Origin of the sequence: Falsiphaeobacter marinintestinus (assembly GCF_007923355.1) — a bacterium.
GTDB lineage: Bacteria > Pseudomonadota > Alphaproteobacteria > Rhodobacterales > Rhodobacteraceae > Phaeobacter_A > Phaeobacter_A marinintestinus.
In genome coordinates, this window is the sequence record NZ_VOGO01000004.1 from 22,853 (window position 1) to 49,331 (window position 26,479).

At 60.6% G+C, this 26,479-nt stretch carries 19 protein-coding genes; 12 read left to right on the forward strand and 7 right to left on the reverse strand.

Annotation, left to right across the window (positions count from 1 at the left end):
- Nucleotide 1: 1 nt before the first annotated feature.
- Complete coding sequence (locus tag FOY56_RS09950) at nucleotides 2-778, forward strand: inositol monophosphatase family protein (RefSeq protein WP_146345698.1); 777 nt, start codon at nucleotides 2-4, stop codon at nucleotides 776-778.
- Here FOY56_RS09950 and FOY56_RS09955 read toward each other — a convergent pair whose 3' ends face one another.
- Nucleotides 779-1,708, reverse strand: a complete 930-nt coding sequence (locus tag FOY56_RS09955) for a choline/ethanolamine kinase family protein (RefSeq protein WP_146345699.1) — start codon at nucleotides 1,706-1,708, stop codon at nucleotides 779-781.
- Nucleotides 1,709-1,717: 9 nt separating this feature from the next.
- Nucleotides 1,718-4,141, reverse strand: a complete 2,424-nt coding sequence (locus FOY56_RS09960) for a GcvT family protein (protein WP_146345700.1) — start codon at nucleotides 4,139-4,141, stop codon at nucleotides 1,718-1,720.
- Nucleotides 4,142-4,298: 157 nt separating this feature from the next.
- On the opposite strand from FOY56_RS09960, the gene FOY56_RS09965 reads away from it, so the two are divergent.
- Nucleotides 4,299-5,057 carry a DeoR/GlpR family DNA-binding transcription regulator gene (locus tag FOY56_RS09965; protein WP_146345701.1) on the forward strand — a complete coding sequence of 253 codons (759 nt, stop codon included), beginning with the start codon at nucleotides 4,299-4,301 and terminating at the stop codon, nucleotides 5,055-5,057.
- A 64-nt stretch (nucleotides 5,058-5,121) separates the two neighbouring features.
- Here the strand turns inward: FOY56_RS09965 and FOY56_RS09970 are convergent, their stop codons facing one another.
- Both FOY56_RS09970 and FOY56_RS09975 read right to left on the reverse strand, forming a co-directional pair.
- Complete coding sequence (locus FOY56_RS09970; protein WP_146345702.1) at nucleotides 5,122-7,020, reverse strand: beta-propeller fold lactonase family protein; 1,899 nt, start codon at nucleotides 7,018-7,020, stop codon at nucleotides 5,122-5,124.
- Nucleotides 7,021-7,418: 398 nt separating this feature from the next.
- Entirely contained in the window at nucleotides 7,419-9,443 is a 2,025-nt protein-coding gene (locus FOY56_RS09975; protein ID WP_146345703.1) for a TonB-dependent receptor domain-containing protein, read from the reverse strand.
- Nucleotides 9,444-9,668: 225 nt separating this feature from the next.
- On the opposite strand from FOY56_RS09975, the gene FOY56_RS09980 reads away from it, so the two are divergent.
- From FOY56_RS09980 to FOY56_RS10020, 9 genes are read left to right on the forward strand one after another with little or no spacing between them, the layout of a single operon-like run.
- Nucleotides 9,669-10,718, forward strand: coding sequence for a hemin-degrading factor (locus FOY56_RS09980; protein WP_146345704.1), 1,050 nt, complete (start codon nucleotides 9,669-9,671; stop codon nucleotides 10,716-10,718).
- Nucleotides 10,715-11,584, forward strand: coding sequence for a heme/hemin ABC transporter substrate-binding protein (locus FOY56_RS09985; protein ID WP_146345705.1), 870 nt, complete (start codon nucleotides 10,715-10,717; stop codon nucleotides 11,582-11,584). Before FOY56_RS09980 ends, FOY56_RS09985 begins: the two co-directional genes overlap by 4 nt.
- A 1-nt stretch (nucleotide 11,585) precedes the next feature.
- Entirely contained in the window at nucleotides 11,586-12,662 is a 1,077-nt protein-coding gene (locus FOY56_RS09990; RefSeq protein ID WP_425468360.1) for a FecCD family ABC transporter permease, read from the forward strand.
- 4 nt (nucleotides 12,663-12,666) lie between these two features.
- Nucleotides 12,667-13,452: a heme ABC transporter ATP-binding protein gene (locus FOY56_RS09995; RefSeq protein WP_146345706.1), complete on the forward strand. Its 786-nt coding sequence runs from the start codon at nucleotides 12,667-12,669 to the stop codon at nucleotides 13,450-13,452.
- 1 nt (nucleotide 13,453) lies between these two features.
- A complete protein-coding gene (locus tag FOY56_RS10000) occupies nucleotides 13,454-13,831 on the forward strand; it encodes a DUF8817 family protein (RefSeq protein ID WP_146345707.1) in 378 nt (125 codons plus the stop codon).
- Between the two features lie 7 nt (nucleotides 13,832-13,838).
- Nucleotides 13,839-14,504, forward strand: a complete 666-nt coding sequence (locus tag FOY56_RS10005) for a MotA/TolQ/ExbB proton channel family protein (RefSeq protein WP_246139451.1) — start codon at nucleotides 13,839-13,841, stop codon at nucleotides 14,502-14,504.
- A 4-nt stretch (nucleotides 14,505-14,508) separates the two neighbouring features.
- Complete coding sequence (locus FOY56_RS10010) at nucleotides 14,509-14,886, forward strand: ExbD/TolR family protein (RefSeq protein WP_342779787.1); 378 nt, start codon at nucleotides 14,509-14,511, stop codon at nucleotides 14,884-14,886.
- Nucleotides 14,887-14,889: 3 nt separating this feature from the next.
- Nucleotides 14,890-15,273, forward strand: a complete 384-nt coding sequence (locus FOY56_RS10015) for an ExbD/TolR family protein (RefSeq protein ID WP_146345709.1) — start codon at nucleotides 14,890-14,892, stop codon at nucleotides 15,271-15,273.
- A gap of 4 nt (nucleotides 15,274-15,277) precedes the next feature.
- The gene (locus tag FOY56_RS10020) at nucleotides 15,278-16,465 is read left to right on the forward strand and encodes an energy transducer TonB family protein (protein WP_146345710.1); all 1,188 of its coding nucleotides are present in this window, start codon (nucleotides 15,278-15,280) and stop codon (nucleotides 16,463-16,465) included.
- A gap of 2 nt (nucleotides 16,466-16,467) precedes the next feature.
- Here the strand turns inward: FOY56_RS10020 and FOY56_RS10025 are convergent, their stop codons facing one another.
- Complete coding sequence (locus tag FOY56_RS10025) at nucleotides 16,468-19,686, reverse strand: reductive dehalogenase (protein WP_146345711.1); 3,219 nt, start codon at nucleotides 19,684-19,686, stop codon at nucleotides 16,468-16,470.
- 347 nt (nucleotides 19,687-20,033) lie between these two features.
- Between FOY56_RS10025 and FOY56_RS10030 the strand changes: the two genes are divergently transcribed.
- Entirely contained in the window at nucleotides 20,034-22,631 is a 2,598-nt protein-coding gene (locus FOY56_RS10030; protein WP_146345712.1) for a cation-translocating P-type ATPase, read from the forward strand.
- 14 nt (nucleotides 22,632-22,645) lie between these two features.
- Here FOY56_RS10030 and FOY56_RS10035 read toward each other — a convergent pair whose 3' ends face one another.
- Nucleotides 22,646-23,761 carry an ABC-2 transporter permease gene (locus FOY56_RS10035; RefSeq protein ID WP_146345713.1) on the reverse strand — a complete coding sequence of 372 codons (1,116 nt, stop codon included), beginning with the start codon at nucleotides 23,759-23,761 and terminating at the stop codon, nucleotides 22,646-22,648.
- A gap of 2 nt (nucleotides 23,762-23,763) precedes the next feature.
- A complete protein-coding gene (gene rbbA, locus FOY56_RS10040; protein ID WP_146345714.1) occupies nucleotides 23,764-26,475 on the reverse strand; it encodes a ribosome-associated ATPase/putative transporter RbbA in 2,712 nt (903 codons plus the stop codon).
- Between the last annotated feature and the right edge of the window lie 4 nt (nucleotides 26,476-26,479).

Here is a 26,479-nt window from a genome sequence, read left to right on the forward strand (position 1 = left end):
CATGACCACCGCAATCAGCCAGATCCGCGATGTGGCGGAGCGTATCGCGCGTGACGCCAGCGACATCCCCATGGCGTATTTCCGCGCGCCTCTGGATATCTCAGCCAAAGCTGACGACAGCCCGGTGACCGTGGCCGATCAAAAGACCGAACGCTTTATCCGCGACGCGCTGCTGAGCGCCTTTCCCGACCATGGGATCTTTGGTGAAGAATATGGGGTTAGCGGGTCGCTGGAAGGTGAAACCTGGATCATCGACCCCATCGATGGCACCCGGTCGTTCATCACAGGTTCGCCCCTGTTCGGAATGTTGCTGGGCTATCTGGTTGGCGGGGTGCCGCAACTTGGGCTGGTTCGGATGCCAGCGTTGGGGGAAACCTTTGTTGGTATGCCGGGGCACGGGGCTTTTCTGAATGATGTAGCGATCAGGTGCCGGGCCACCCAGGATCTGAGCGATGCAATGATCTATGTGAACGAGGCCGAAAAACTGTTGCAGACGGCCCCTGATCTGTTCGCGCGGCTCTGTCAGACGGGGCACACGCGGCGCATGGCGTATGATTGTTACCCGCACGCGCTGGTCGCATCCGGGCAGATCGATGCTGTTGTCGATTGCGGGTTAGAACCTTACGATTACCTGCCGCTGGTCGGCCTTGTTCAGGCCGCAGGTGGCGTGATTACCGACTGGGATGGCAACGTTCTGACATTGGACAGCGACGGGCGCGTTCTGACATCCGCCACGCCTGCGTTGCACAAGCAGATGCTGGGTGTGTTGAACGCCTGATTAACCGGCTTTCACTGCCGCAACATGGCCCGCAAAGCTGTCGCTGTTCATCAACGCCTTGCAGCGGTCGAACCGGGTTGTGGCATAGGCCCAGAAATCTTCCGCCGGGTTGTCGTCGGCATGCTGGATCAGCCCCCACAGCGTCCAGAGCAAGTCACACATCGCCTTATAGATCACCACGCGGCCCATCTCGGCATCTGTTGGCGCGCGCCCGAAATATCCTTGCAACAACTCGGCCTCCTGATCTCCGTTCATTTCGGCCTCGACCGACAAATCGCCGACGTCCCAAAGCGGGTCGTTCATGCCAGAGTATTCCCAATCGACGATCCACATGGTCTGCCCGTCATCCAGAAAGTTCTCGCACAGCGGATCGCAATGACAGGGGGCAAGCGGGATGTCGTTGGCTGCAATTGCCGCTTTCACGGGTTCAGCGGCTTTGACAACGTCATGATAGCCGTCGGGCAGATCGACGTCGCGTGTCGACAGAACGCCCAGATAGTCGCCGATCATCGAAAACAGTTCGAACCGAAAGTCAAAGGTTTCGCCCGAGGTGTGCAGTTTGGCCAGCGCCTGACCGGCCCGTTCCGGCGATCCTGCGCGGGTTTTGAACAAGGCGGGGGTCATGGTTTCAATGTTATCGACAGCGCGCATCACCATATCGCCGGTTTCGGCGTCGGCCCACAGAACCTCGGGCGAGATCCCGGCCCGCCAGGCGGCGATGGCGTTGGTTTTCTCGATCGCGCGATCGATGTAGTCTTCCGTGCCGTCGCCGGGGATGCGGACGACCACGTTTGCGGTCGGGGTCTCGACAAGATGCACAAGGTTGGTCAATCCGCCCAGCCGCGTGATCGTCACCTGATCGGCTGTCACTTCCTTGAACCCGGGGGCCTTTCGAAGCGTGGACAGGATGGTGTCTGTGTGTTCGGTCATGTCGACTCCTCAGGACTTCAGGTTTTCATTCTGCGGATCAAACAACGGCCCGTCGACCCGTGTGATCGGATGCCGGTCGCCAAAAACTTCGACGTCAAATTCGGTCTCAGTCCAAAGCGCGCGGTCCAGATAACCAAAAATGATGGTTTGCCCGACCGAGTGACCAAAGCCCGCGCTGGTGGCCAGCGATACGGTCGCGCCGTCTTTCAGGATGGTTTCTCCGCCAAACAAGGGCAGATTGGTGGGCGTCGTAAAGGTGCAAAGCTTTCGCTCGGGCCCGTCTGCCTTCTGCTTGGCCAGTGCTTTGCGCCCAATGAAATCACCGCCTAATTTCAGATGCACGCGAAAGCCAAGCCCAGCCTCATACGGGGTATAGTCGGGTGAGATATCGCCGGACCAATACACATACCCCTTCTCCAACCGCAGGGAATCGATGGCGCGGTATCCGACATCGCGGATGCTGTGGGCCGCGCCCGCGTCGCGCAACACGCGATAGACATGCGCGCCGAATTCGGTCGGCACATGAAGCTCCCACCCCAGTTCGCCGACAAACCCGATCCGCACGGCCCGCACCGGGGCGCAGCCCACGGTGATGTCCTGCGCGGTGGCAAAGGGAAACGCGGCGTTTGAGACATCCTGTTCACACACCGCCTGCAACACGTCGCGCGCCTTGGGGCCGCAGATGTTGATCACGGCCCGCCCCGAGGTCACGTCGATCAGGTGAACCGATCCGTCGTTCGGCATGTGGCGGCGGATCCAGTCGGTATCATGGGTTCCAAAGCCCGATCCGGTGACCAGATAGAAATGATCGCGCCCCAGACGGGTGATGGTCACATCCGCCTCGATCCCGCCTGTTTCGTTGCAAAGCTGGGCATAGATCACGGACCCGTCTGGCTTGTCCATGTTGCAGGCTGCCAGCCGTTGCAACAGATCCAGCGCGCCGGGGCCAAAGATTTCGAACTTGGCAAAGCTGGACTGATCGATCAGCGCAACACCGGTCCGCACAGCACTGTGTTCTTCTGCCGCGTATGTGTGCCAGCCCGCATCGATGAAACCCAACTGATCGACAGGCTCTACCCCGTGCGGAGCAAACCACAACGGACGTTCCCAGCCGTTCTTTGACCCATAGACCGCACCGTTTTCCTTGAGGATCTCATACAGAGGCGACAGGCGTAGAGTGCGCGCACTTTCATGTTCCTGCCCGGGATAGCGCATCTTGTAGTGGTGGGCGTAATGTTCGACCGCGCGGGGGTACATGAACGCCTTGGTGCCGTGATGTGGCCCGAAACGGCGGCAATCCAGCGGCCATAGATCAAGGCTGGGTCGGCCATCAATGATCCATTCGGCAATCATTTCACCCGCACCGCCCCCGGCGGCGATGCCATACAAAAAACCGGTCGCCATCATCAGGTTGTCGAACCCCAGGGCCCAGCCCATAACAAAATCACCATCGGCGGAATAGGGGATCGGGCCGTTGATGACCGACCGAATGCCCACCTCGTTCAGCACCGGCGTAACCTGTGCCGCCAGTTCAGCCAGCGGGCCGAACCGGTCAAGGTTGTCGGGCAGCAATTGCCGGACGAAATCGCCGGGGATGCCAGTGTCGCCGAAGGGGAGGGTGTTTTCTTCGTAGCCACCGATCACCAGGCGCCCGCCGGCATCGGGTTTGTAATACACCAGCCGTTCGGGGTCGCGCAGGGTGGGCAATGTTTTGACCAGATCGATATCGGGTAGGGGTTCCGTCACGATGTACTGGTGCTCGACCGCGCAGGCGGGCACGTGCATCCCCAGCTTTTCGCCCAATTCGCGGCTCCACATACCTGCGGCCATTACGATGGTTTCCGCCTCGTAATCGCCTTCGCTGGTCATCACCCGCGTGATGCGCCCGTCGGTGATGTCGAAATCAAGCACGGTCACGCCCTGGCGGATGTCGGCCCCATACATGCGCGCACCGGCGGCAATCGCCTGACACAGGCTGGCCGGGTCCACATGCCCGTCCGACGGGATAAAGGCCGCGCCCAACAGCCCGGTGTCGTCGATATAGGGAAACAGCGCCTTGGCCTCGGCTGCGGTGATCATCTCCATGTCCAGATCGAAACTGCGGGCCATGGTGGTCAGGCGCTTTGCTTCTAGCATCCGTTCTTTGGTGGCGGCCAGTCGAAGGCTGCCGACCTTTTTCCAGTCAAACGCCATGCCGGTTTCCTGCTCAAGCCGGTCATACATGGCAACGGATTTCTTGAGCATGCGGGTCGTGTTGCGCGAGGACCGCAATTGCCCGACAAGGCCAGCAGCATGCCATGTGGCCCCTTCGGTAAGGGATGCCTTTTCCAGCAGAACCACGTCGGCCTCGCCGTTGCGCGCGAGGTGGTAGGCGATGGAGCATCCGATGATGCCCCCGCCGATGATCAGATGTTTCGCGGAATGAGCGGTCATAAGGTGTGTCCCCGGAGGTTTCAGGATCAGCCTGCCATAAAATCAACAAAAAGCAACACTAAGTGTGGAAATATGTTGAATATTGGACTCACGCGTAAAGCGTTGGTCAAAAACAGGTACAGTTGCCTCTTCCTCGGGTTTCTGGGAAGCAAGGCATATGACCAAATATGACCAGGAAATCCTGAACGCGGTCGCCCTGCGCGGCACCCTATCGGTAAGCGAATTGTCCGACATGCTTGGCGTATCGGACCAGACCATCCGGCGGATCGTCAAGCCGCTGGTCGATGCCGGGAAGGTCGACAAGATCCACGGGGCGATCCAGAGCGTCAGCAACCCGATGACAGCGCCATTTCAGGTGCGGTTCCAACACAACCGGGCCGCCAAGGCCAAGATCGCATCGCGCATCTTTGACTTGATCCCCGATGGGGCGTCCGTCGCAATCGATGCCGGATCAAGCAGCGGATATGTGGCGCAGGCCCTGCAAATGCGCCGCCAGCTGACCGTCGTCACGAATTCAGCCTTTGTGGCCAGCACGCTGTCGATGATCGAAGGCAACCGGGTGTATTTTGCCGGAACGTTGCTGAGGGCTTATGATGGCGCGTCTTATGATCGATCTGCTTTTGACACGGTCGAAAGACTGCAGGTCGACTTTTGTGTGCTGACAGCGGCCCATGTCCACCCCGACCGCGGGTTTCTGGTGGCCGAGCAATGCGAGGCCGACATGGCCCAGGCGATGGGAACGATTGCGCATCAGGTGATCTTTGCAGTCGATCATTCAAAGCTGGGTGGCACTGAAACCACCGGGTTGCTGTCGATTGGCAGGTTCAAACGCCAGCCCTGGATGGTTGTCGATCAGGCCTTTCCCGAAGACTCAGGACAGATCAGGGATCTGGCAAAAGTAATCCACGCCGACTGATTAAAAAGCGAGCAGGGTTCATTCCTGTTCGCTTTATTATCGGGTTCTTTGGATGGGTGAGTGTTTAGGCCAGCAGGAAGTCATCTGATGACAGTTGATCAAGGGTCATCCCGTTGATCTGCAACACGTCTCCGCCATCGAATTCAATCTGAACACCTGCAGCAACTTCGGTCGCCCGCAACAGGACCGCGCGAAAGGCAACGAATTCAAAGTCGCTGAGGTCGATCTTGTCAGACCCGTCCTGCCAGTCGAGGATCTGGTCAAATCCGCTGCCGTTTTCGAAGACAAAGGTATCCGACTGCCCGCCGCCCAGCAGGCGGTCATCATCCGCCCCGCCGTTCAGCACGTCACTGCCTATGCCGCCCAAAAGGAAGTCTTCTCCGGCGCCGCCCAGCAGCGTGTCATCGCCAATCTGGCCCATCAGGCGGTCGTTTCCTTCGCCGCCGTCCAGTTGGTCGCTGTCCGCCCCGCCGCGCAGTGAGTCGTTGCCCAATCCACCGCGCAACACGTCCGCACCGGCAAGGCCCGCGACACGGTCGTTGCCATCCTGGCCGTCGATCACGTTGGCTTGCGCATTCCCGCTCAGAACGTCGTTGTAAATGCTTCCCGTGATGTTCTCGATGGACACAAGGCTGTCCTCAAAAATCTCGGACGTGGCCACACCGGCAATCAGCCGGACAGTGACGGCCCATGTGTTTGTGTAATCGACTGTGTCGCTGCCCTCACCGCCATCGACGTGATCCGACCCGAAGCCCGGAAAGATAAAGTCGTCGCCGGTGCCGCCGAACAGCGCGTCGTTGCCGTCCGCGCCTGACATCGTATCGTTGCCGCCGAACCCCAGAACGGTATCGTCACCGGGGCTGCCAAAGATCTCATCGTCGCCACCGCCGATTTCGATGGTGGTCACGGCATCCGCCTCAAAGGCGGTCACGACAATAAAGTGTCGCCCGTCGATTTCCTGATAGTCCAGCCCGGTCGCGAACCTCAGATCGGCAGCCGACACAACGGTTTTGACCAGTTCAATCGTGCCATCTGAGTCCAGCGAATAGATGCCAACCCCATCCCCGATGACCGACAGGATGAACGTCGCGCCTTCAATCGCGACGATCTGGAAATGTCGCAGGTCCAGAATCTCATCGTTGGCCATGGAGTCATAGCTGGACAAGAATGCAGGAGTGCCATCCTCGGCCAGACTGAACACCGAAAAGACGCCTTCGCTGTTGGCATTCACCAACAGATCGGTGCCATCGACGGTGGCGGCTTTCAACGGTTCCCCGACCGTGCCGTCAACGCTTAGCTCTGCAACGCTTGTAAGGGTCCCGTCTGCAGCGACTTCAAAGGCTGCAATGCCATGGTCTGCCGCACCCGAGACATACAGGAAAGTCCGCGCTCCGATTGTGTGCAGCGTCAGGTCGCTGGCACCATCGCTGGTATCCGCACTGTCCACCAGCGTCATCTCTCCGGTGTCCGAGATCTGATAGACAAAGACCGCGCTGCCGTCTTTCGCCGCGATGGCAACAAAGCTGCCGTTTGCGGTCTCGAAGGCTTCGACATGGTCGGGCCGGTCCAGATCATGATCGGGCGATCCGTTTTGCACGCTGTCCGCGATGGTCAGAAGGCCGATACCCGGCCCGTCTGTCGCGATCTCGAACGAAATGACGGTGTCATTGCGGCTGTTTGTAACGATCAGGAACAGGTTCCCGTCAACCTCCGCAATATCCAGGTCAGTGGGGTCAAGAAGCGGGCTGCCGGGTGCCCCCCGGACAAACCCGACGGAAGTCAGTTGGCCATCAGCTTCCATCTGCAGGATCTGAATGCCGTTATCGTCAAATCCCGATGCATACACATAGACCTGATCGTCGATCACGACGCTGGTCACGCGAAAGGCACCATCAAGTTCGGGTGCTTGGCTTGAGTCAGTTATGACGTCCGTGATGACGGCATCACCCACGTAGTTGACCATGATCTACCCTCTGGCTATTCGGAGCGCTTCAATCGGTGACGATCCAGCGAACACTGTTTTCACTTTAATGCCCGACCGGATGACACAGAAGGGTTTTGACCATTCTGTACCGTTTGAGGCAACCGCTTGGTGGAAAGCGCTTATTACAGATGGCGTTTGGATTACAAAGAACCAGATGGGAACACACTGTTTCCGAATCATTTTTTTGGCGAGCGGAGAGACGCTCACTGATGCCTGGTGGGTGCCTGGTAATCCCGCCGGTTTTCTAGGGTCATTGGTATCGCCATTTGCGCCCAGTTTTGCCCGGCGTTGCCGGATGGCGGCTTTCGTCGATATCGCGATGTGGTCCGGTGTTGACTGGCCGTGGGCGGCTGAAAAATCCGCCCACGGCTTTGGCCTCAGAACGTTTTGGCCAAGGACAGAACGAAGTTACGCCCCGGTGCGGTTCTGGTGGCCAGATGCTGCGTATAGGTCCGATCGAAAACATTCTCGACGCTTGCCCTGATCTCAACCCCTTCAAAAACACCGGATTGCGGTTTGTACGTGGCGCGCAGGTTGTTCACCACGTTGGACGGGCTGGGGTTGGTCGAACGGGTCATGGCGGCGTCTGCGACGACCTCCCATGACAGATCGACTTCCTCGCCCCAGCGTTTACCAAAGGTGACGCGCAACTGGTCCGCCGGGATGTTATTCCAGTCGCCGGTCTGCGATCCTGTCGGAGCTGCAGGCGCCGAATACGTGCCGCGCTGGGCGTTGGCGTTCACGTCCATGTAGAACCCGGTGTCCATGGTATACCGGGCCTCGATCTCCAGGCCTTTGGTCTCGACATCGGCGATCGGGTAATTCACGCCCAAAACGGTGGTTGTATACGACGTCACATCCCAGACATCCGTCACATAGGCCGTCGCCTTGAAGGCGATGGAATCGGCCTCTGTGAAAATGCTAGTACCGGCATAGGAAAACCCGATTTCGTAACTGCGGGCTTTTTCGGGTTGCGTCATATACAGGGGCGTACCGAGGTCATCGATGATCGGCATGTTCTCGGTGTATCCGGCGCTGCCGAAAATGCCCCAGCCGCTTGAGAACGCATAAAACGCCGACACGCCGCCCATCAGGGCCGAGTTGTCATAGTCGGTCACGCCATCGCCGATATTCTGGCTTTCGTAGCGCAGGCCCGGTGTCACGGTCAGGCCATTTCCAAAATCCATCTCGTCGACGACGAACAGCGCGATCCGTTCATCCGTGCCGCCCGGGGCCGATGATGCGTCCAGCCGCGTGCGTTCGCTCCATTCCAGCCCGGCACGCATGTTGTGGCTGATCCCGCCGGTCGAGAAATACGATACGTTCTTGGCCGTCAACTTGCTGGTTTCGTACCGATGGTCGGTGTTCAGCAGGGGTTCAAGAAACGGCCAGGTCGGGGTTGGTTCCAGCGGGGAGCTGCCGGGGACATAGCTTTGATCGATCTGTTGATCGGCATACGAATAGCGCAGCGTGAAATCGACCAGGTCAGTGTCGACCGGGTTATAGCCATAGGTTACAACGGCGGTGCGGGTATGCGTATCGCGGTCGACATTCCCGAACGACCCGCCGGTGGTGCCGAAGCTGTCATAGGGCACGTCGCGGTCTTCGGCGTTGGTGTCGGTCAGCGACAACTCCATCCGATGTTCGCGGTCCGGATCAAGGTAGGCGCGTGCTTTCAATCCCCATGACGGAAGTTCAAAGGCCGAATTGCCGATATCGTTGCCGCTGCCGTCCTGCATCGTACCTTGCTGGCGCCACGTATAGTTGCCCAGAATTTCGATGTTTTCAGTTGGTTGCCAGGCCATGATCGTCGATGAAACCAACCCGTCTCCGTTGGAATGATACTGCAGCGTTTGCCGCAGGCGCATGCCGATCTCGCCGCCGGTAAAGTCCGACGCGTCTTTGGTCTCCAGCAGGATCACGCCGCCAATCGCACCAGAGCCGTATTCGAACGACCCGCCCATACCGCGCAAAACTGTGACTTGCTTGTAAAGCTCAGGGTCGGTGTAAAGCTGCGTGCCGATGCGGTACAACTCTTCCGATCCGACCGACGCGCCGTCGATCTGCACCAGAACCTTCTGGTCGTTGCCATAGGTCGAATTGGCCCCGAACCCGCGGATGTTGATGCCCGACCCTTGCGGCGAAGCCCCGTTGATCAGCGTGACACCGGGCACGGAATCGACCAGTTCGGCGACGGTCCGGGCCTGCCTGTCGTTCATCTCTTCCTGTCCGATAATCGTTTCCGACTCGGCTATGTCGGTCTGGACCTCGCGTTTGCTTTTGCCCAGATAAATCGGATCCAGTGCGATGATATCGTCGTCATCTTCGGCCCAGGCCGGCATGGCGATCAGTGTTGCGACGCCGCACATCAGTGCGGCCCTCAGTGGCGTTCGCGCGCGCATTCTTGTCCCTTTCCAGTGTCATGTTCTGATCTGCTGGCGGGATAAGCTGGCGTATTATCTGATTATTTTGTGGCCGAGTCGTCGGCTGACTTGCGTTCACTACGAATTCCGAGTATTTCTGTCAACTAAAGTGATTCACCTGTGATCACCGCACCAGCAAACGTGGCCTCTTTGCCCGTCAGCCAGACGCATCCTGACAATCGAATAACCACCAAGGAGACTTCCATGACTATGGAAGACGTACTGTCGTCTGAGAAAATTCGTGCGGCGCGCCGTGATGATGCAAAGCTGCGTGAACGCGATCTGGCCGAAAAGCTCGGCGTGTCCGAGGCCCAGTTGGTTGCCGCACATGTCGGGCAGGGCGTCACCCGGATCACGGCGGACATGGAGGCGCTGATGCCGGCCATCCTGCGTCTGGGCGAGGTTATGGCGTTGACCCGCAATGCCAGTTGCGTGATCGAAAAGGTCGGGACTTATGACAAGTTCACATCGGGTCAGCACGCATCGATGATCGTGAACGGCGAGATCGACATGCGGATGTTCCCGCGCCACTGGGTGCACGGGTTTGCCGTTGAAAAGCAAACCGACAAGGGCCTGCAGCGGTCGATCCAGATCTTTGACGCGGCGGGTGATGCCATCCACAAGGTGCATCTGCGCCCCGCCTCGATCGTTGAAGAATGGGACGGCGTTGTTGAAGCGCTGCGCATTGCAGATCAAAGCGACACGCTCAGCGTTGAGCGCCGCACCCCGACCGAACCCCCGAAAGGCGACCCGGCCCGCGCGGATGAACTGCGCGCTGAATGGGACAAACTGACTGACACCCATCAGTTCCTGCAGATGACCCGCAAGCTGAAAATGAACCGGCTGGGCGCGTACCACATCGCCGGTGCGCCCTACGCGCGCAGGCTGTCGACGGATGCGGTTGAAGCGCTGATGTATCAGGCCGCTGAAACGGCTGTTCCGATCATGGTCTTTGTCGGCAACCCCGGCTGTATCGAGATCCACACCGGTCCGATCACACGCGTGGTTGAAATGGGGCCGTGGATCAATGTTCTGGACCCCGGTTTCGATTTGCACCTGCGTAAGGACCATATTGCCGAGGTTTGGGCCGTCACCAAAAGCACCCGCCGTGGTCCCGCGATTTCAGTCGAGGCGTTTGACGCCGAAGGCTGGGTGATCGCACAATTCTTTGGCGTGTTGAAAGACCCGGACGCAGCCGCGCAATGGGCCAAGGTGGTTGCCGACATCGAACTCACGAAGGGCATCGACGCATGATCCGGTTTTCACCCTTGGCCCTGCTTCAGGCCGCCATGAGCGTGGCTTTGGTGTTCTTGACAGTTATCGCTGCCCGCGCGGAACCATCCGCGCAGCGTATCGTGTCGGTCGGCGGGGCGGTGACCGAGATCGTTTATGCGCTGGGTCAGGAGCACCGCCTTGTGGCGCGCGACGTCACCTCGAACCACCCGCCAGCGGCGCTGGATCTGCCATCTGTCGGATACATTCGCCGGCTGTCCCCCGAGGGCATCCTGTCCGCCAATCCTGATCTGATCCTTGCCGAAGACGGCGCAGGTCCGCCCGAAGCCATCGATCTGTTGCGCGCGGCCTCGATCCCGATGATCGAAATCCCCGGCGGCACCACACGCGACGCGATCCTGGCCAAGATCAACGCTGTGGCCAAGGCGCTGGGCGTGCCAGATCAGGGCGCACATCTGGCCGCGCGCGTCGGCGATCAACTGGATGCGGCCCTTGCCGGGGCCGACGATCTGCAAAGCCGCAAGGTTCTGTTCATTCTGTCCATGCAGGGCGGGCGCATCATGGCGGCGGGCAACAATACCGAAGCAGCCGCCCTTATCGGTATGGCGGGCGGCGAAAACGCTGTGACCGGGTTTGAAGGATACAAGCTGCTGACGGATGAGGCACTGACCCAAAGCGGTGCCGAGGTCGTGTTGTTGATGGACCGCACCGGCGATCACGGCATCACGGATGATATGCTGTTTTCACACCCTGCGCTGGCTGTAACACCGGCTGCCGCCACCCGTTCGGTCGTGCGCATGGACGGCATGTATATGCTTGGCTTTTCGGTGCGAACCGCTGACGCGGTGCGCGATCTGGCCAAAGCGCTTCAGGCGACCGGAAGTTGACGTGGCGGTTCTGAGCGAAATAATCCCGGCAGCGCCTTTGCCCGGCGACCGCAGCCACACGGCGCGGACGCTGACCGGGATTCTGCTCGCCGGTCTGGCCGCATCCTGCCTGCTAAGCCTGGCCGTCGGCGCATCCGGCGCATCGCTCTGGACGGCGCTTGCGCAAGCTGCAAACGGCCATGAACTGTCGCTGCGGGATTCGGTTGTTCTGTTCGATATCCGCCTGCCAAGAACGGTCATGGGCGCGCTGGTCGGGGCCGCATTGGCCGTGTCCGGGGCGGTGCTGCAAGGGTTGTTTCGCAATCCGCTGGCCGATCCCGGCATTGTCGGCGTCAGCGCGGGGGCCGGGCTGGGTGCAATTGCGGCCATTGTCCTTGGTGGCCTGCTTCCTGCCGCGATTGGTGTCTCGCTTGGGTATTACCTTGTCCCGATTGCAGCCTTTGGCGGCAGTTGGGTCACCACCCTGATCCTGTACCGGGTTGCGACGCGCAAGGGTCGCACATCGGTTGCCACCATGCTCTTGGCCGGGATCGCTTTGGCCGCATTGATAGGCGCTTTGTCCGGTGCGCTGATCTATGTCGCCGATGATGCGCAACTGCGGACGTTGACGTTCTGGGCGATGGGCTCGCTGGCCGGGGCCACATGGTCCAAAGTTCTGGCCGCCGCCCCGTTGATCCTGATCGGAATGGCGGCTGCACCTTTTCTGGCGCGCGGTCTGAACGGGCTGGCGCTGGGCGAGGCGGCCGCCGGTCACATGGGAGTACCTGTGCAACGGCTGAAGAACACAGCCATCCTTGCCGTTGCGGCGGCCACCGGTGCTGCCGTGGCCGTGAGCGGAGGCATCGGCTTTGTCGGCATCGTTGTGCCGCATCTTCTGCGGCTGGCCTCGGGGCCGGATCACCGCTTTCTGCTGATCAACTCGGCCCTTCTGGGCGGAGCGCTTTTGCTGGTGGCGGATGTCATCAGCCGGACGGTCATTGCGCCTGCCGAACTGCCCATCGGTATCGTAACCGCCACCATAGGCGGCCCGTTCTTCCTGTGGATCCTGCTGCGCCGTCGCGGCATTCTTGAGATGTGATGCTATGCTGAATGCCAGAAACATCACCGTCTCTTATGGCCGTCGCGACGTGTTGCATGACGTCACGCTGACCGCCGCGCCGGGGCAGATCACGGCCATTGTCGGCCCGAACGGATCAGGAAAAAGCACGCTGTTGCGCGCCGTGACGGGTGAAACCGCCTATCGGGGCGAGGTTCTGCTGAACGGCCGCAACATTACGACCTTGAAGCCATGGCAACTGGCGGCTGTAAGGGGCGTCCTGCCTCAGGCGACGCCCTTGTCGTTTCCGTTTACCGTGGTCGAAGTGGTGCGTCTGGGCCTGACCAGCGGCGTGACCGCAGCGCAGGACCACCTGATCCCGCAGGCGCTGGCCCGTGTCGGTTTGACCGGATTTGGCGGGCGGTTTTATCAGGAACTGTCGGGCGGCGAACAGCAGCGCGTGCAACTGGCCCGCGTGTTGGCGCAGGTCTGGCAGCCGGTTGAAAACAGCCAGCCGCGTTGGTTGTTTCTGGATGAACCGGTGTCGGCGCTGGATATCGGGCATCAGTTGCAAGTGATGCAGATCGCCCGTGACTATGCCGATACAGGGGGCGGCGTTGTTGCCGTGATGCACGATCTGAACCTGACAGCAATGTTTGCCGATTGCGTTGCCTTGATTTCCGAGGGGCATATTCTGGGGCAGGACGCTCCGGAGCGGGTCGTCACGGATGACCTTCTGAGCCGCGCGTATCGCTGCAGCGTGCGTGTCAACACCGCTCCGCTGCGCGGCACCTATCTGTTGCCGCACGCCGCAACCATGGCAGCACAATAACATGACCGATCTTCAGGCCATCCCGATCTTGCTGACGCCGTCGATCCCGGAAACGCGCGCCTTTGCCGAAACACTTGGCTTTGACGTCGAATCCTTCGGCGATGGCTATGCCGTCCTGCGTGGCCACGGGATCGAGCTTCACTACAGCTTTACCACTCGCCCCGAGGTGTGCAGCGAAACCAGCTGCTATGTGCGTGGTGGCGGTATTCTGGCCCTGCACGCAGCCTTGCGCGCCCGAAACCCGGCACAACTGTCCGACATTGTCAGCCGCCCTTGGGGCATGACTGAATTTTACCTGCATGATCCACACGGCAACCTGCTCAAATTCGGGATGAGCACGGATGAGCTGCCATCGGATTTCCAACCCAATACGGAGTAACCAAGGAATGGACCTGCTTTCACGCTGGACCGAAATCGAAGCCTTTCTGAACAAGGGTGGCCCTGCCATCTGGGCGATCGCGATCCTGTCAGTTCTGACCACGGCCCTGATCCTGTGGAAGGTCTGGCGACTGATCCTGATGGGGGCCTGGGCCGGGCGGACCACTGAAAAAGCCGTGCAACGCTGGGCGGTTGGCGACCGCAGCGGCGCACGGGCCTTGCTGGACGGGCGTCGCTCTGTGCGGGCTGTAGTGGCACGGTCAGCCGTCACCGCGCGGATGGGGGGCGCGTATTCCGAAACCGAGATCCGGGAAGAGGTTGAACGCGTCGCCAGCGGCCAGCTGGCCCGCGCCCGAACGGGCCTGCGCGCATTGGAACTGATCTCGACCATCGCGCCTTTGCTGGGTCTTCTCGGTACCGTTCTGGGCATGATCGCGGCTTTCCAGACCTTGCAGCAAGCTGGGGCCAAGGCCGACCCTTCAGCCCTTGCTGGCGGTATCTGGGAGGCGTTGTTGACCACCGCTGCAGGCATGGCGGTGGCCATCCCGGCCGGTGTTGCGCTGACGTGGTTTGAAAGCGTCGCGGACCGCGCGCAAACCGATATGGAAGACGCGGTGACCCGTATCCTGACCCGCCACACGCCCCCGCCCGCCATGGCTGCTGCTGCCGAGTGACCCGGTGAAACTTGGTCCCACCCATATCCGGCGCAAGCCCAGCCTCACGCCGATGATCGATGTGGTGTTTTTGCTGTTGGTATTCTTCATGCTGGCGGCCCGGTTCGGGCAGGACGTGGTGATCGACCTGCCGCTAACGGGGGCCTCTGAGAAACCATATCAGGGCCCACCGCGCCTGTTGACGATCCTACCGAACGGGCTGGCCCTGAACGGGGTGCCCACCGACCTTGATGGCGCCACCGCCCGGTTAGAGGCGATGGTGGCCGAGAAAACCGATGCTGTGATCCTGCGTCCGCGCGATCAGGCCGATCTGCAGCGGGTCGTGACGGTGATGGAACACCTGTCTGCGGCTGGCTTCGACACGCTTGTGCTGGTGGACTAGGCCATGCGGTTCGCACGCCCCCGCCGTAGGCCCAAGGGCGAAAGCATCATCCCGATGATCAACGTGGTGTTTTTGCTGCTGATCTTTTTCCTGATGACGGCCCGCATCGTACCGCCTGAACCGTTCGCGGTCGAGTTGCCCGAAGCTGCTGTTGAGACCCCTGCCGAAGGTCAAAGTATCCTCCATATCTCGGCAGAAGGGGACCTTGCTTTTGGCGGGGCGCAGGGGGAAGAGGCCGTTCTGGCAGCTTTGGCCGGGTTTGATCCGGACGAACCGCTGATGCTGCGCGCTGACAAAACCGTGCAGGGGGCAGTCATTGCGACACTCCTGCCGAAACTGGCCTCAGTCGGCATTCGGCAGGTCAAACTTGTGTCCGCAACGAGGTAACCAGATGCGCACGGTTTTTGAAGTTTCCGCCTTTGCTCTGATCGCCGCTGGTCTGCACTTTGCGGTCTGGACGCCAGATCAGGATGACGGTCTGGTCAGCGCGGGGGACGGTGGCGAAGATCTGGTGCAACTGATGGCGTCGAACGCGTCAGTCGCCAACATGGTCGACAGTTGGGACACCCCGCCCGAAATGCAAAACGCTGTTGCCCCAGCGCCTGAAACCCCGGTTGTGAAGACCGCGCTTCCAGTTCCGCCGCAACCGACGCAACGCCCGACAGCCACACGGCCACCGCCAAAGGCGGTTACAGCACCGTCTCAGGAACCGTCTGTGGACAAGGTCGCCTCACCAGCCCCCGCTGACATTGTGCAAACCCAAGCCGCACCGGTTCACCCGACAGCTCCTGCCGCGCAGCCCAGCGCGTCACTGCCGGATATGCCAAAGCCCATGATGTCGATCCCGACCCTGACCGCCCTGCCGGGGCACACCCCGATGTCGCCACAGGCTGACTCGCCGGTTCCAGACATATCGTCACCGCCCCCGCGCGATGTCGCCGACGTGTCGCCAAATGCTGAAAGCCCCGCGCCATTGCGTTCGGCGACTACGCCGCCCAGACCGGCTGCGCCGCAACTGTCGCCGCCGCCACCCGCGCCTGCGACGTTGGCCATGTTAACGCCGGATGCCATGCCCCAGGCGGATATGGAAACAACGCCGCCAGCCCCGGGAATTCGGCCCAAACAGCGTCCGGCAGCGGCCAAACCGGCACCGAGCAAGCCGAAACAAGCCAAACAAACGCCCGCGAAGAAGTCCGCGTCCCAAGACTCCATTCAGATCAACGCACGCAAGGCGCAGGGCAGCGGTGGTGCCTTGGCCAAGGGCGACAATGGCACCGCCAAAACCGCGACCTTGTCGAAATCTAAGCGCACATCGCTTGTGAGGAAATGGGGCAGTCAGATCCGTGCCCGCGTCGCCCGCCGGGTTCCGAAGGGGGCAGGGCGCGGCACAGCCGTTGTGCGGATCACCGTGTCAGGTCAGGGGCAGTTGCTGGGCGCAAAACTGGTTAAATCGTCCGGCAACGGTCAGATCGACCGGGTGGCATTGAATGCCGTCAAGCGTGCCGGTCAGTTCCCCGCCGCCCCTGCCGCGCTGAACCTGTCCAAGCGCAGCTTCGATCTGCCGATTGAGTCGAAATAGCCTTACAGATCCAGCGTGATCGTCTCGACCCCTTCGGCGGCGCGGCTTTGACAGGTTATGATCTCGTGTTCCCGTTGCGCATTGGACAGAACAAAATCGCGGTGTTCGACCTCGCCTTCAAGAAGGCCGCATTTGCACACACCACAGATGCCGTCCGAACACTTTACGTCCACATGCAGGCCGTTTTCGTTCAGCACATCCGCGATCGTCTTGTCTTCGGGCACCGCCAGTTCCTTGCCCGTGCGGGCCAGCTTTATGGTAAAGGCATGGTTCACATAGTCTGGCTGTTCCGGAACCGAGAAATACTCAAGATGCCTGGCCTCGTCGGGAAAACCCTGACGATCAGCCGCCTCTATCACCCCATCCATGTAGCGATCCGGCCCGCAGGTATAGACATGCCACCCCGCCTTATACCCGGACAAGACCTTGTCCAGATCGGCGCGGTTGCCTTCATCCGAGAAATGGTACTGTACCTTGTCGGCCCAGGGCATCGCTTGCAGGTCTGCGACATACCCGGCATCCGCGCGGCGACTGGCAGAATAATGCAGCTCAAAGTCGTGCCCCAGCGCGTGCAGTCGATGCGCAAAAGCGATCATCGGCGTGACCCCGATACCGCCGCCCATGAGGAAGGTTTTTGTCGCTGTCTCATCCAGCTCAAAATGGTTGATGGGTTTTGAAATGAACACCCGTCGTCCTTCGGTAAAGATCCGGTGCAGCATCTTCGATCCGCCACGCCCTTCGTCTTCGCGCAACACGCCGATCTGATAGGTGCAGGTGTCGGATGGATTACCCGACATTGAATACTGCCGCAGATATTCCGGCGTGACCACCACGTCGAGATGCGCGCCTGCGGTCCAGTCGGGCAGGGGGCTGCCATCCCATGCGGTGAACTCATATTTCGTGACATCCGCCGACATCCGGTCGACCTTGGACACCCGCGCCATGACCACCGGCGGGTCACTGAAAGTTGGGCGTTCATGGGCCAGCCCGTCGGTGTCGCCGCGCGCCAGCCGCTCGCGGTACTCATCGGCGCTGATCATATCCTGATAGGCCTGAATGCCGGCCTCGCGATCCATCGGAAACGGATAAGGCCACGGCCACGGGGCAAGGTTGGCCGGATAGACAGCCAATGTCTGATCTTCGAATTTCAGGTCCAGATCGGTTTGCAGGTCGCGGCGGTTGATCGGCTGAGCGGGTGCCTTGTAAGCGCCGTCTGGTTTCAGCTCCAGATCCCACCACCATTTCTTGGCATCGTTCAGCCCGCCATGGCCCAGTTTGTCATCCAGCCTGGCCAGCACCGGCGCGGCGCTGGGCACGTTCGAGGCAAGCCAGCGAAACGGCTTTTCCGCAAACAACCCCTCAAGGTTCCAAGGACAGGTTTTCATACACCGGCCACACATCGCGCCGCCTTCGGTTGTCACCCGATAGGTTGTGCATTTCTGGCTGTCGGATTTCCAGATCTCATAACCGTTGAACATCCGTTTTGGCCCGGCGGTGATAGCGCCCGACGGGCATTCGCGGGCACATTTGTTGCAGTTCTCGCAAAAGTTCTGCAGACCGAAATCAATCGGCTTGTCGTGTGCCAGCGGCATGTCGGTGGTCACCACGCCGGATTTCAGACGTGGCCCCAGCAGCGGGTTCAGGATCACCTCGCCAATCCGGCTGACCTCGCCCAGACCCGACAACAGCAACAGTGGCGGTTGCAAGACTTCGCCATCCATCACGCTATGTGCCTTGGCCGAATAGCCCAGGTTGCGGATCTGTTTGGCGATGACGCCGCCCAACAGCGAAAACCGCAGGTAGGCACGCATCGACTGGGCAACAGCGATCCAGTCATCGCCCGATGCACCCTCCATCGTTTCATACCCCTGATCGATGATCATGCTGATGGCCTGATCATGCGGCGGGATCAGTTCGGCGCCAGTGGCGTCATGGCTGTACCACGTCCAGTCGGGGCATCGCGAAATCCCGACTGCATCAACGCCCAGAAAATAGCTGGCGGCTTTGACGTTGATCGCGTTCTGCTCGGCCTCGGTCGGTTTGGAAGCGACCTGCTCAGGCTCTCCGTCTTGCAACAACACGAACGCGCCCAGCATCCGTCGTTGGGCAAAGGCATGTGCGCTTTTGCGGGCGTACCAGCCGCCTGTGGCGCTTTCCTGCACCTTTTTGCCCAGCTCTCCGAACTGGCCGCGGGCAAACATGTCGGTGCGTTTGGGCACCCGTGCGACCCGCTCTTCGTCGATGTAGGTTGTCGGCGTCTCGACCCGCTTGAGCTTTTCGAACGGATGCGCGCCCTGCACGTAGTCGCGCCGCGCATAAGGATCGCCGTTCAACGCCCCCCGGATCGATCCTTTGCCCAGCCACCAGGACGGCCCGCGCGTGCTGAACCACGGCTGGTCCCTCATCGCGGACAAGGGCTGATCAATCGTCATTTCCATATTCGTCGTCACGACGGCCAGCCCAAAGCCTTCTCCAATCCAGGGCGCGACAAGGCGGCCATCTTCGACGGTGGCCAATCCGGCCTGAACCGCCAGCATGTTAAGATCAACATCAGACGAGGTCGCGCTGTGCGCCTTGGCCCGGAACCCCAGCAGGTGCAGATAGCTGCTGAGGATAACGGCCGTCTCGGTGGCGCGCAGCGCAGACCGGTGGTCTTGTGCATCTGCAATCCATGATCCGCCCGGCTCATCCGCGCGGGGGGTGCGGTTTTGCTCATAAAGGCACACGATCGCATGGGTATGCGTATCGATCGGAGTCGGTGGCTGTTCGATCGAATCCTTCAGCCCCGCCATGATTTCGTCAATGCCCGAGGCCAGCGTCTTGGTCTGCTTGGTGCGAATATCCTCGGCCAGCCGGTCAATGTCTGGGTTGCGCGTTGGCGTGTCCAGATGCGCGGCATCGGGCAGGCGGCAAACCCCCATCATCGCGGCGTCCTGAAAGTAACCGAACGACTTCATGTGATTGGCCCGCTCGACCGGGTCCGTAGGCGCAGCAGCGGGGTTTGGATTGACCAGCCCGTCGCGGATAACATCCATCATCGCCTGATATTCGCCCATCGCGTTGACCAGCGAATGCGGCGTGTCCAAACGACGGAAGTCCAGCGTCAAAGCAGGCGGTACGTTGGTCAGATCCGGGGCGACGTCGGTCCGGCTCAACCGTTCCAGCGGATAGGGGCCCAGATGAAATGGGCGGTCCTTTGTTGAAAAGAAGCGCAATCCCATGATGTCCGTCCTTCCAGTCGAAACGCAGTCGATCACGGGCATTGAACAACAAGTTAAACATATGAGCCACCCCGAGTTTGTTTATTCCTCAACGCGCACCATGCCGACACCCCGGTTGGATTTGTTGCGTCGCTGGATGCGACAGCACATGAAACGGGAACCCCAAAAATCGGGCAGATCGCTGAACACCTTGTCGCACAGGTCAAATTGTCTCTCGCTGGCAGGTTGTGATCCCCCCGGTATCGGCAGATCATCGCCCCGATTCCGCGTGATACCGGTCGTTGGCTGCGTCGCACCACCAATTCGTGCAGCCTGCTGCCCCGCCGCGGCACCAAGACAGGTGCACCATGGTGACTGATACCGAAGTGACCTCATATGGGCTGACCACGCAAGACGCTGAAAAGCGGCTTGCCGAATTCGGCCCAAACCAGATTTCCGAAACCCGCCGCGTGTCGCGGCTGGCGATTTTTGCGCGGCAGTTCACCAGCCTTCTGATCGTGATCCTTGTCATCGCCGCCGGTATCGCTGCAGCGATGGGAGAGCTGATTGACGCCGGGGCCATTCTGCTGGTTGTGCTGCTAAATGGCGTGCTGGGGTATGTGCAGGAATGGCGGACCGAAACCGCGCTGGCCGCCCTGAAACGCATGCTCACGACCGAAGCCCGTGTTGTCCGCGACGGGCATCAGGTGGTTCTGGACGCGCGCAAGATTGTGCCCGGCGACCTTGTCATCCTCGAAAGCGGCGACAAGGTGCCCGCCGATATGGATCTGATCTCGGCGCAGCGGCTCAAGGTCGATGAAAGCGTTCTGACCGGGGAATCCGTGCCGGTCCTCAAGACAAACGATGGCGATGATCGCGTGCTGTTCATGGGGTCCAGTATCGTTGCCGGTCGTGCCGAAGGGGGGGTTACGACGACCGGAACCGCCACCAAGTTCGGCCAGATTGCCGAACTCACGGCCTCGATCGATGTGAACCAGACCCGCCTTCAGGCCCAGCTTAGCCGATTGGCGCGTCTTCTGGGGGCCGTTGCCATTGGTCTGGCCGCGCTGGTGCTTCTGGCGGGCGTGTTGGTGGGCAAACCTATTGACGAGATGTTCATAACCGCCATCGCACTGTCTGTCGCCATGGTGCCCGAAGGCCTGCCTGCTGTGGTCACGATCACGCTGGCCCTTGGTGCGACGGCCATGTTGCGCCGGCATGCGCTGGTGCGTCGATTGCAAGCGGTCGAAACGCTGGGCGCGGCCACGGTGATCTGTACCGACAAAACCGGAACCCTGACCGAAAACGCCATGACCGTGTCCGAGGTCTGGACCCCCATCGACCGCTATGACGTCACCGGCACGGGCTATGACCCCGCAGGACATATTGCACGCGATGGCGCGCGGGTCCGGCACGGCGATGATCCGCATCTTGCCCGCCTGCTGAGCGCGGCCATCGCTTGCAACAATGCCGAGATCTATCGGCTTGATACCGAATGGCAGATGGTGGGCGATCCGACCGAGGGCGCTTTGGTGACGCTGGCCTATAAGGGCTGGGCCCCGCTGCCGGATGCCGCAAGCCGCGTCTCCGAACGCCCCTTTGACGCTGACCGAAAACGCATGAGCGTGGTCATGCGCGACGCAGGCACGCTGACGCTGATGGCCAAGGGCGCACCTGAATCTATTCTGGATGTGTGTTCGTCTGTTATCGCAAAGGACGCTGACCCCGCCCCTCTGACGCCCGAGGCAAGAACCAATATTGAACAGGCCGCCGAAGCGCTGGCGGCCAAGGGTCGCCGGGTTCTGGCTTTGGCCGCGCGACCGGCGCAAGCCGACGACACGGCAGAAGAAAACCTGATCTTTCTGGGCCTTGTCGGCATGATCGACCTGCCGCGCCCTGAGATCCACGGCGCGTTGCGCTTGTGCCGCCATGCCGGCGTTCGGGTGATCATGATCACCGGAGATGCTCAGAAAACCGCTCGCGCCATTGCGCTGGATATTGGTCTCGATGTCGACGAGGTGCTGACCGGCGCGCAGCTTGATCAGATATCGGACGACGAACTGACCGCGCGGCTTGCCCGGAACGTCCATTTTGCCCGCACCGCGCCCGCTCACAAGATGCGCATCGTCAAATGCCTGCAGGCGCAAGAACAGCTTGTTGCGATGACAGGTGACGGTGTGAACGACGCCCCGGCCTTGCAGCAGGCCGATATCGGCATCGCGATGGGCACGCGCGGCACCGATGTCGCCAAGGACGCCAGCGACCTTGTGCTGCTGGATGACAACTTTGCCACCATCGTCAACGCCATCGAAGAAGGCCGCCGCCAGTTTGCCAACATTCAGCGGTTTGTCCGGTATCTTTTGTCGTCCAATGCGGGCGAGGTTGTGGCGATCCTGGCCAACCTGTTTCTTGGCGGTCCGCTGGTGTTTCTGGCGACGCAGATCCTGTGGATGAATCTTGTCACCGATGGGGTAACGGCGGTCGCGTTGGGGATGGAGAAATCGTCCCCTGACGTCATGGAGCAACCGCCCATCGCCAAGGATCAACCGATCCTGGATGCGCCGGGGCTGGCACTGATCTTTATGTTCGGGCTGTACACAGGCTCGGTCAGCCTGTGGGTGTTCTATAGCAATCTGGCGCAGGGCGAAGATTTGGCACGGACCATGGCGTTTACGGCCATGGTGGTTTTTGAAAAGGCCTGTGTGTTCGCCTTCCGCTCGTTCCGGCTGCCGATGTACCGGATCGGCTATTTGTCGAACGTGCCGTTGCTTTTGGCTTTGTGTGTCATGCTCTGCCTTCAACTGGCTGCTTTGTACTGGTCGCCGCTTCAGGCGGTGCTGCACACGGTGCCGCTGACGGTGTCACAACTGGCGAAGATTGGCCTGCTGGCCCTGCCTGTGATCATCGTGCCGGAACTGGTGAAGCTGTCCGGTATCCTGAAGCGCGCAAAGACCAAGGCGACGTGAACGCGGCCCGTCCGTCAGGACAGGATCTTGCGGAACCGCACAAGGACCAGAGCAACGGCAACCGACGCCATCGCGGCAATGGCCAGCAGCTCTGGATACACCAGTTCAATCCCGCTGCCGCGATACAGAACCGATTGCGCGAACGATACGAAATGCGTGGCCGGATTGACCCATTGCATAAGGATGCGCAGCCAGTCGGGCATGGACTCCAGCGGAGTCACGCCACCCGACAGAAGGTACAAGATGATGATCACCGGGATCACCAGCAATCCGAACTGACCCATGTTGCGGGTAAAGCTGGCCACCATCAGGCCCAGCGACCCGACCGCGACGACGTACAGACCGGCCCCAAGGACGTAGAGCGCCAGAGATCCCGAAACCGGGACGCCCATAAGTCCCTCGACCACGATGATCAGGCTCAGCACCGACGCCACCAGAATGACCAGACCTGTCGCCGCGATCTTGGACAGAACGATCTCGTGTGGGCGCACTGGCATTACCATGACATGTTCGATTGTGCCGTGTTCACGTTCGCGGATCATCGAGGACCCTGACAGGATCAGCATCAGCACAGTCACGTTGCTCATCAATTGCATGACGGATGAGAACCACATGGCCGTCGTGTTGGGGTTAAAGCGGTTGCGAAACACCACATCCACCAAGGAACTGTCGCTTTCACCTGGTGTCAGGTATTCTGTGATTTCCTGCGCCAGTAGCTGCGCCATATAGGTCGATCCGGTCCCGGCAAAGGCAACGGCAGTCGCATCGGCCAGCAGCAGCACGGTCGCTTCTTTACCTGCCCGCAGATCGCGTTCGAACCGGGGCGGAATGCTGACCACCAGCACATATTTTCCATCCAGTTGCGCCTGATCGGCTTCTTTGGGGCTGAGCAGAATAGGGGTCGTAAACAGCGGCGCCTGAATGGAATCGATCAGGCGGGCCGACAATTGGCTGTGATCTTCGTCCACAACGGCGACTGACAGATCGCGCACCTCGGTTGATGCGGCCTGTGACACCAGCCAGACGGCGGCCGAAAACACATAGATGATCAGCACGATCATCAGCGTGTCGCCCCGGATCGCACGCAGCTCTTTCATGGTCAGGCGCAGCGTGTTCAGCAAATTTCGCATCCTCACGCCTCCTGCTTGCGCAGTCCGACGACTGCAACGGCCAGATAGGCCAGACAAAAGACCCCCAGCATGATCAGATTGGCCGAAACATCCGCAAATTCGTACGCTTTCAGCGACGTGCCCACCGACACCTGCTGGAACCACGCGCCGGGAAAGGACAGCCCGATCAGCCGCGCAGATGTGTCCAGCGTCGACACCGGCAGGATCAGACCCGAGAAATTCACCGTCGGAATGATCGACAGCACTGCGGTTGCAAACACCGCCGACACCTGCGTGCGCGTAATCGAGGACATCGCCTGACCAAATCCGGTGGTCGCGGTCACATACAGCAAGGCCGCCAAAGCCAACGCCGGAAAGGAGCCGGTGAACGGCACGCCGAACACAACGCGACCGATGGCATACAGCACCCAGAAGCTGAACCAGGATACCGCGACATAGGGCAATTGCTTGCCGATCAGAAATTCGAACCGGCGTACCGGGGTCGAGCGGAAATTGGCAATGGTGCCGGTTTCCTTTTCCCGCACCACGCTGATCGTGGACATGATCGCCGGGATCAGCATCAACACCAGCATCAGAGCAGACGGCACCATGGCATAGGCGCTTTTGAACGCCTGATTGTACTTGTATCGTGTCTCGATCGACGCCGAACTGGTTTCGGTCCCACCCGATTCCGTTGTCAGAATTCCGGAAAACCAGCTGAGCAGCCCAATCGCATACCCACGCGCAGTGTCTGATCTGAACGGCATTGACCCGTCGATCCACAAGGAGACTTCAGGGGTGAAATCGGATTGATACAGGCCCTTGCCAAACCCATCGGGGACTTCCATCGCGACAGTCAGGTCGCCGCGCCCCATCCTCTGGTCAAGCTCGGCATTGGTTGCGAAATCATCTTGCTGTTCGAATTGGGGGATCGACGAAAACGCCTCGATCAGGCGGCGGCTTTCGGGGCTGCGGTCCTGATCGTTGACGGCAAAGCTGATCTTGTCGACGTCGAATGAAATCCCGAAACCGATGGTCACCAGCAGGATGACAGGCCCGGCAAGGGCAAAGAACATCCGGATCGGATCGCGGATCAGTTCCAGTGTTTCGCGCCACGTGTGCGCCCACAACCGCGTTGCCGACTCGCGCACGGCCCCGACCGGAGCTGTTTGCGACGTGATCACAGGCAATTCTGTATCGCGACCTTCGTCAGGGCTTTCTTCTTTCAGCCGCTCGACAAACGCATCCTCAAGCGACGCCGCTGCGTGCCGTTCGACGATCTCGGCAGGGCTGCCGACATCCAGAACCCGCCCGGCATGCATCAGAGAAATCCGGTCGCAGCGTTCAGCTTCGTTCATGAAGTGGGTCGAGATAAAGATCGTGACGCCGTCGTCGCGCGACAGTGAAATCAACTTTCGCCAGAAGGCATCCCGCGCCACCGGATCGACGCCGGATGTCGGCTCGTCCAAAATCAGGATGCGCGGTTCGTGGATCACGGCGACCGCCAGTTGCAGGCGCTGACGGATGCCTAGCGGCAGGCTTTCCGGCGCAGAGGCGGCCACCTCGTCCAGCTCGAACTCCTCCAGCACCGCCTTGATCCGCCCGGCGCGGGCGCTGGCGGGCAGCCCATAAAGCTTGGCATGCAGCTCAAGGTTCTGGCGCACGGTCAGTTCGCCATACAGCGAAAACCCCTGCGACATGTACCCGATGTGCTGTCGCGCCTCCATATCCGAGGCCAGCAGGGGTTCGCCAAACAACTCGGACGTGCCACTGGTTGGGGCCAAAAGCCCGGTCAGCATCTTCATCGTCGTGGATTTGCCGCAGCCGTTCGACCCCAGGAAACCAAAGATCTCGCCCTCGGGAATGGTAAAGCTGACATTATCCACCGCAGTGAAATCGCCAAACTTGCGCGTCAGCCCATTGGCCTGAATCGCGGGTGGCCCGCTATCCGACTTCTGTCGTGGACGCAGAGTGACCCCGGCATCCTTCCCATCACTGTCCGGCAAAAGCCGCACAAATGCCTGCTCCAGCGTGTCACTGCCCGTACTTTGGCGCAACTCTGCAGGCGCGCCGGTGGCGATGACCGCGCCGTCGTTCACGGCGGCCAGCCAGTCGAACCGCTCGGCCTCTTCCATATAGGCGGTGGCGACCAGCACGCTCATGTTGTCCAGCTGGTCCCGGATCTTGTTGATCAGATCCCAGAACTGGCGGCGCGACAGCGGGTCGACCCCGGTGGTGGGTTCATCAAGGATCAGCAGTTCGGGGTCGTGGATCAGCGCCGAACACAGGCTCAGCTTTTGCTTCATGCCCCCCGACAGCTTGCCCGCCGGGCGGTCAGGAAACGGCGCCAGCCCGGTTGCGTCCAGCAGCATATCGATCCGGTCGGCGCGTTCCTGCGGCCTTTGCCCGAACAACCGCCCAAAGAAATCAAGGTTCTCGCGCACGCTGAGCGTTGGATACAGGTTTCGCCCCAGGCCTTGCGGCATATACGCAACCCGTGCCCCCAAGGCGCTGCGGGCCTGCCGGTCGCCCATGTCGTGACCCAGAACCGAGATCTGGCCCTGCTGCAGTTTTCGCACACCCGCGATCAGCCCCAGCATGGTCGACTTTCCAACCCCATCCGGCCCGATCAGCCCAGCCATCTGCCCGGCCGGGATATCGATGGACACGTCGTGCAGGGCGTTCACGCCGCCGTAGACATGCGAAACCTGTTCGATCCGGGCGACATGCTCCATGCTC

Coding starts and splice junctions, on each gene's coding strand:
- FOY56_RS09950 (WP_146345698.1), top strand. CDS start 2: ATGACCACCGCAATCAGCCAGATCCGCGATGTGGCGGAGCGTATCGCG.
- FOY56_RS09955 (WP_146345699.1), bottom strand. CDS start 1,708: ATGACCGAACACACAGACACCATCCTGTCCACGCTTCGAAAGGCCCCC.
- FOY56_RS09960 (WP_146345700.1), bottom strand. CDS start 4,141: ATGACCGCTCATTCCGCGAAACATCTGATCATCGGCGGGGGCATCATC.
- FOY56_RS09965 (WP_146345701.1), top strand. CDS start 4,299: ATGACCAAATATGACCAGGAAATCCTGAACGCGGTCGCCCTGCGCGGC.
- FOY56_RS09970 (WP_146345702.1), bottom strand. CDS start 7,020: ATGGTCAACTACGTGGGTGATGCCGTCATCACGGACGTCATAACTGAC.
- FOY56_RS09975 (WP_146345703.1), bottom strand. CDS start 9,443: ATGCGCGCGCGAACGCCACTGAGGGCCGCACTGATGTGCGGCGTCGCA.
- FOY56_RS09980 (WP_146345704.1), top strand. CDS start 9,669: ATGACTATGGAAGACGTACTGTCGTCTGAGAAAATTCGTGCGGCGCGC.
- FOY56_RS09985 (WP_146345705.1), top strand. CDS start 10,715: ATGATCCGGTTTTCACCCTTGGCCCTGCTTCAGGCCGCCATGAGCGTG.
- FOY56_RS09995 (WP_146345706.1), top strand. CDS start 12,667: ATGCTGAATGCCAGAAACATCACCGTCTCTTATGGCCGTCGCGACGTG.
- FOY56_RS10000 (WP_146345707.1), top strand. CDS start 13,454: ATGACCGATCTTCAGGCCATCCCGATCTTGCTGACGCCGTCGATCCCG.
- FOY56_RS10005 (WP_246139451.1), top strand. CDS start 13,839: ATGGACCTGCTTTCACGCTGGACCGAAATCGAAGCCTTTCTGAACAAG.
- FOY56_RS10015 (WP_146345709.1), top strand. CDS start 14,890: ATGCGGTTCGCACGCCCCCGCCGTAGGCCCAAGGGCGAAAGCATCATC.
- FOY56_RS10020 (WP_146345710.1), top strand. CDS start 15,278: ATGCGCACGGTTTTTGAAGTTTCCGCCTTTGCTCTGATCGCCGCTGGT.
- FOY56_RS10025 (WP_146345711.1), bottom strand. CDS start 19,686: ATGGGATTGCGCTTCTTTTCAACAAAGGACCGCCCATTTCATCTGGGC.
- FOY56_RS10030 (WP_146345712.1), top strand. CDS start 20,034: ATGGTGACTGATACCGAAGTGACCTCATATGGGCTGACCACGCAAGAC.
- FOY56_RS10035 (WP_146345713.1), bottom strand. CDS start 23,761: ATGCGAAATTTGCTGAACACGCTGCGCCTGACCATGAAAGAGCTGCGT.
- rbbA (WP_146345714.1), bottom strand. CDS start 26,475: ATGGAGCATGTCGCCCGGATCGAACAGGTTTCGCATGTCTACGGCGGC.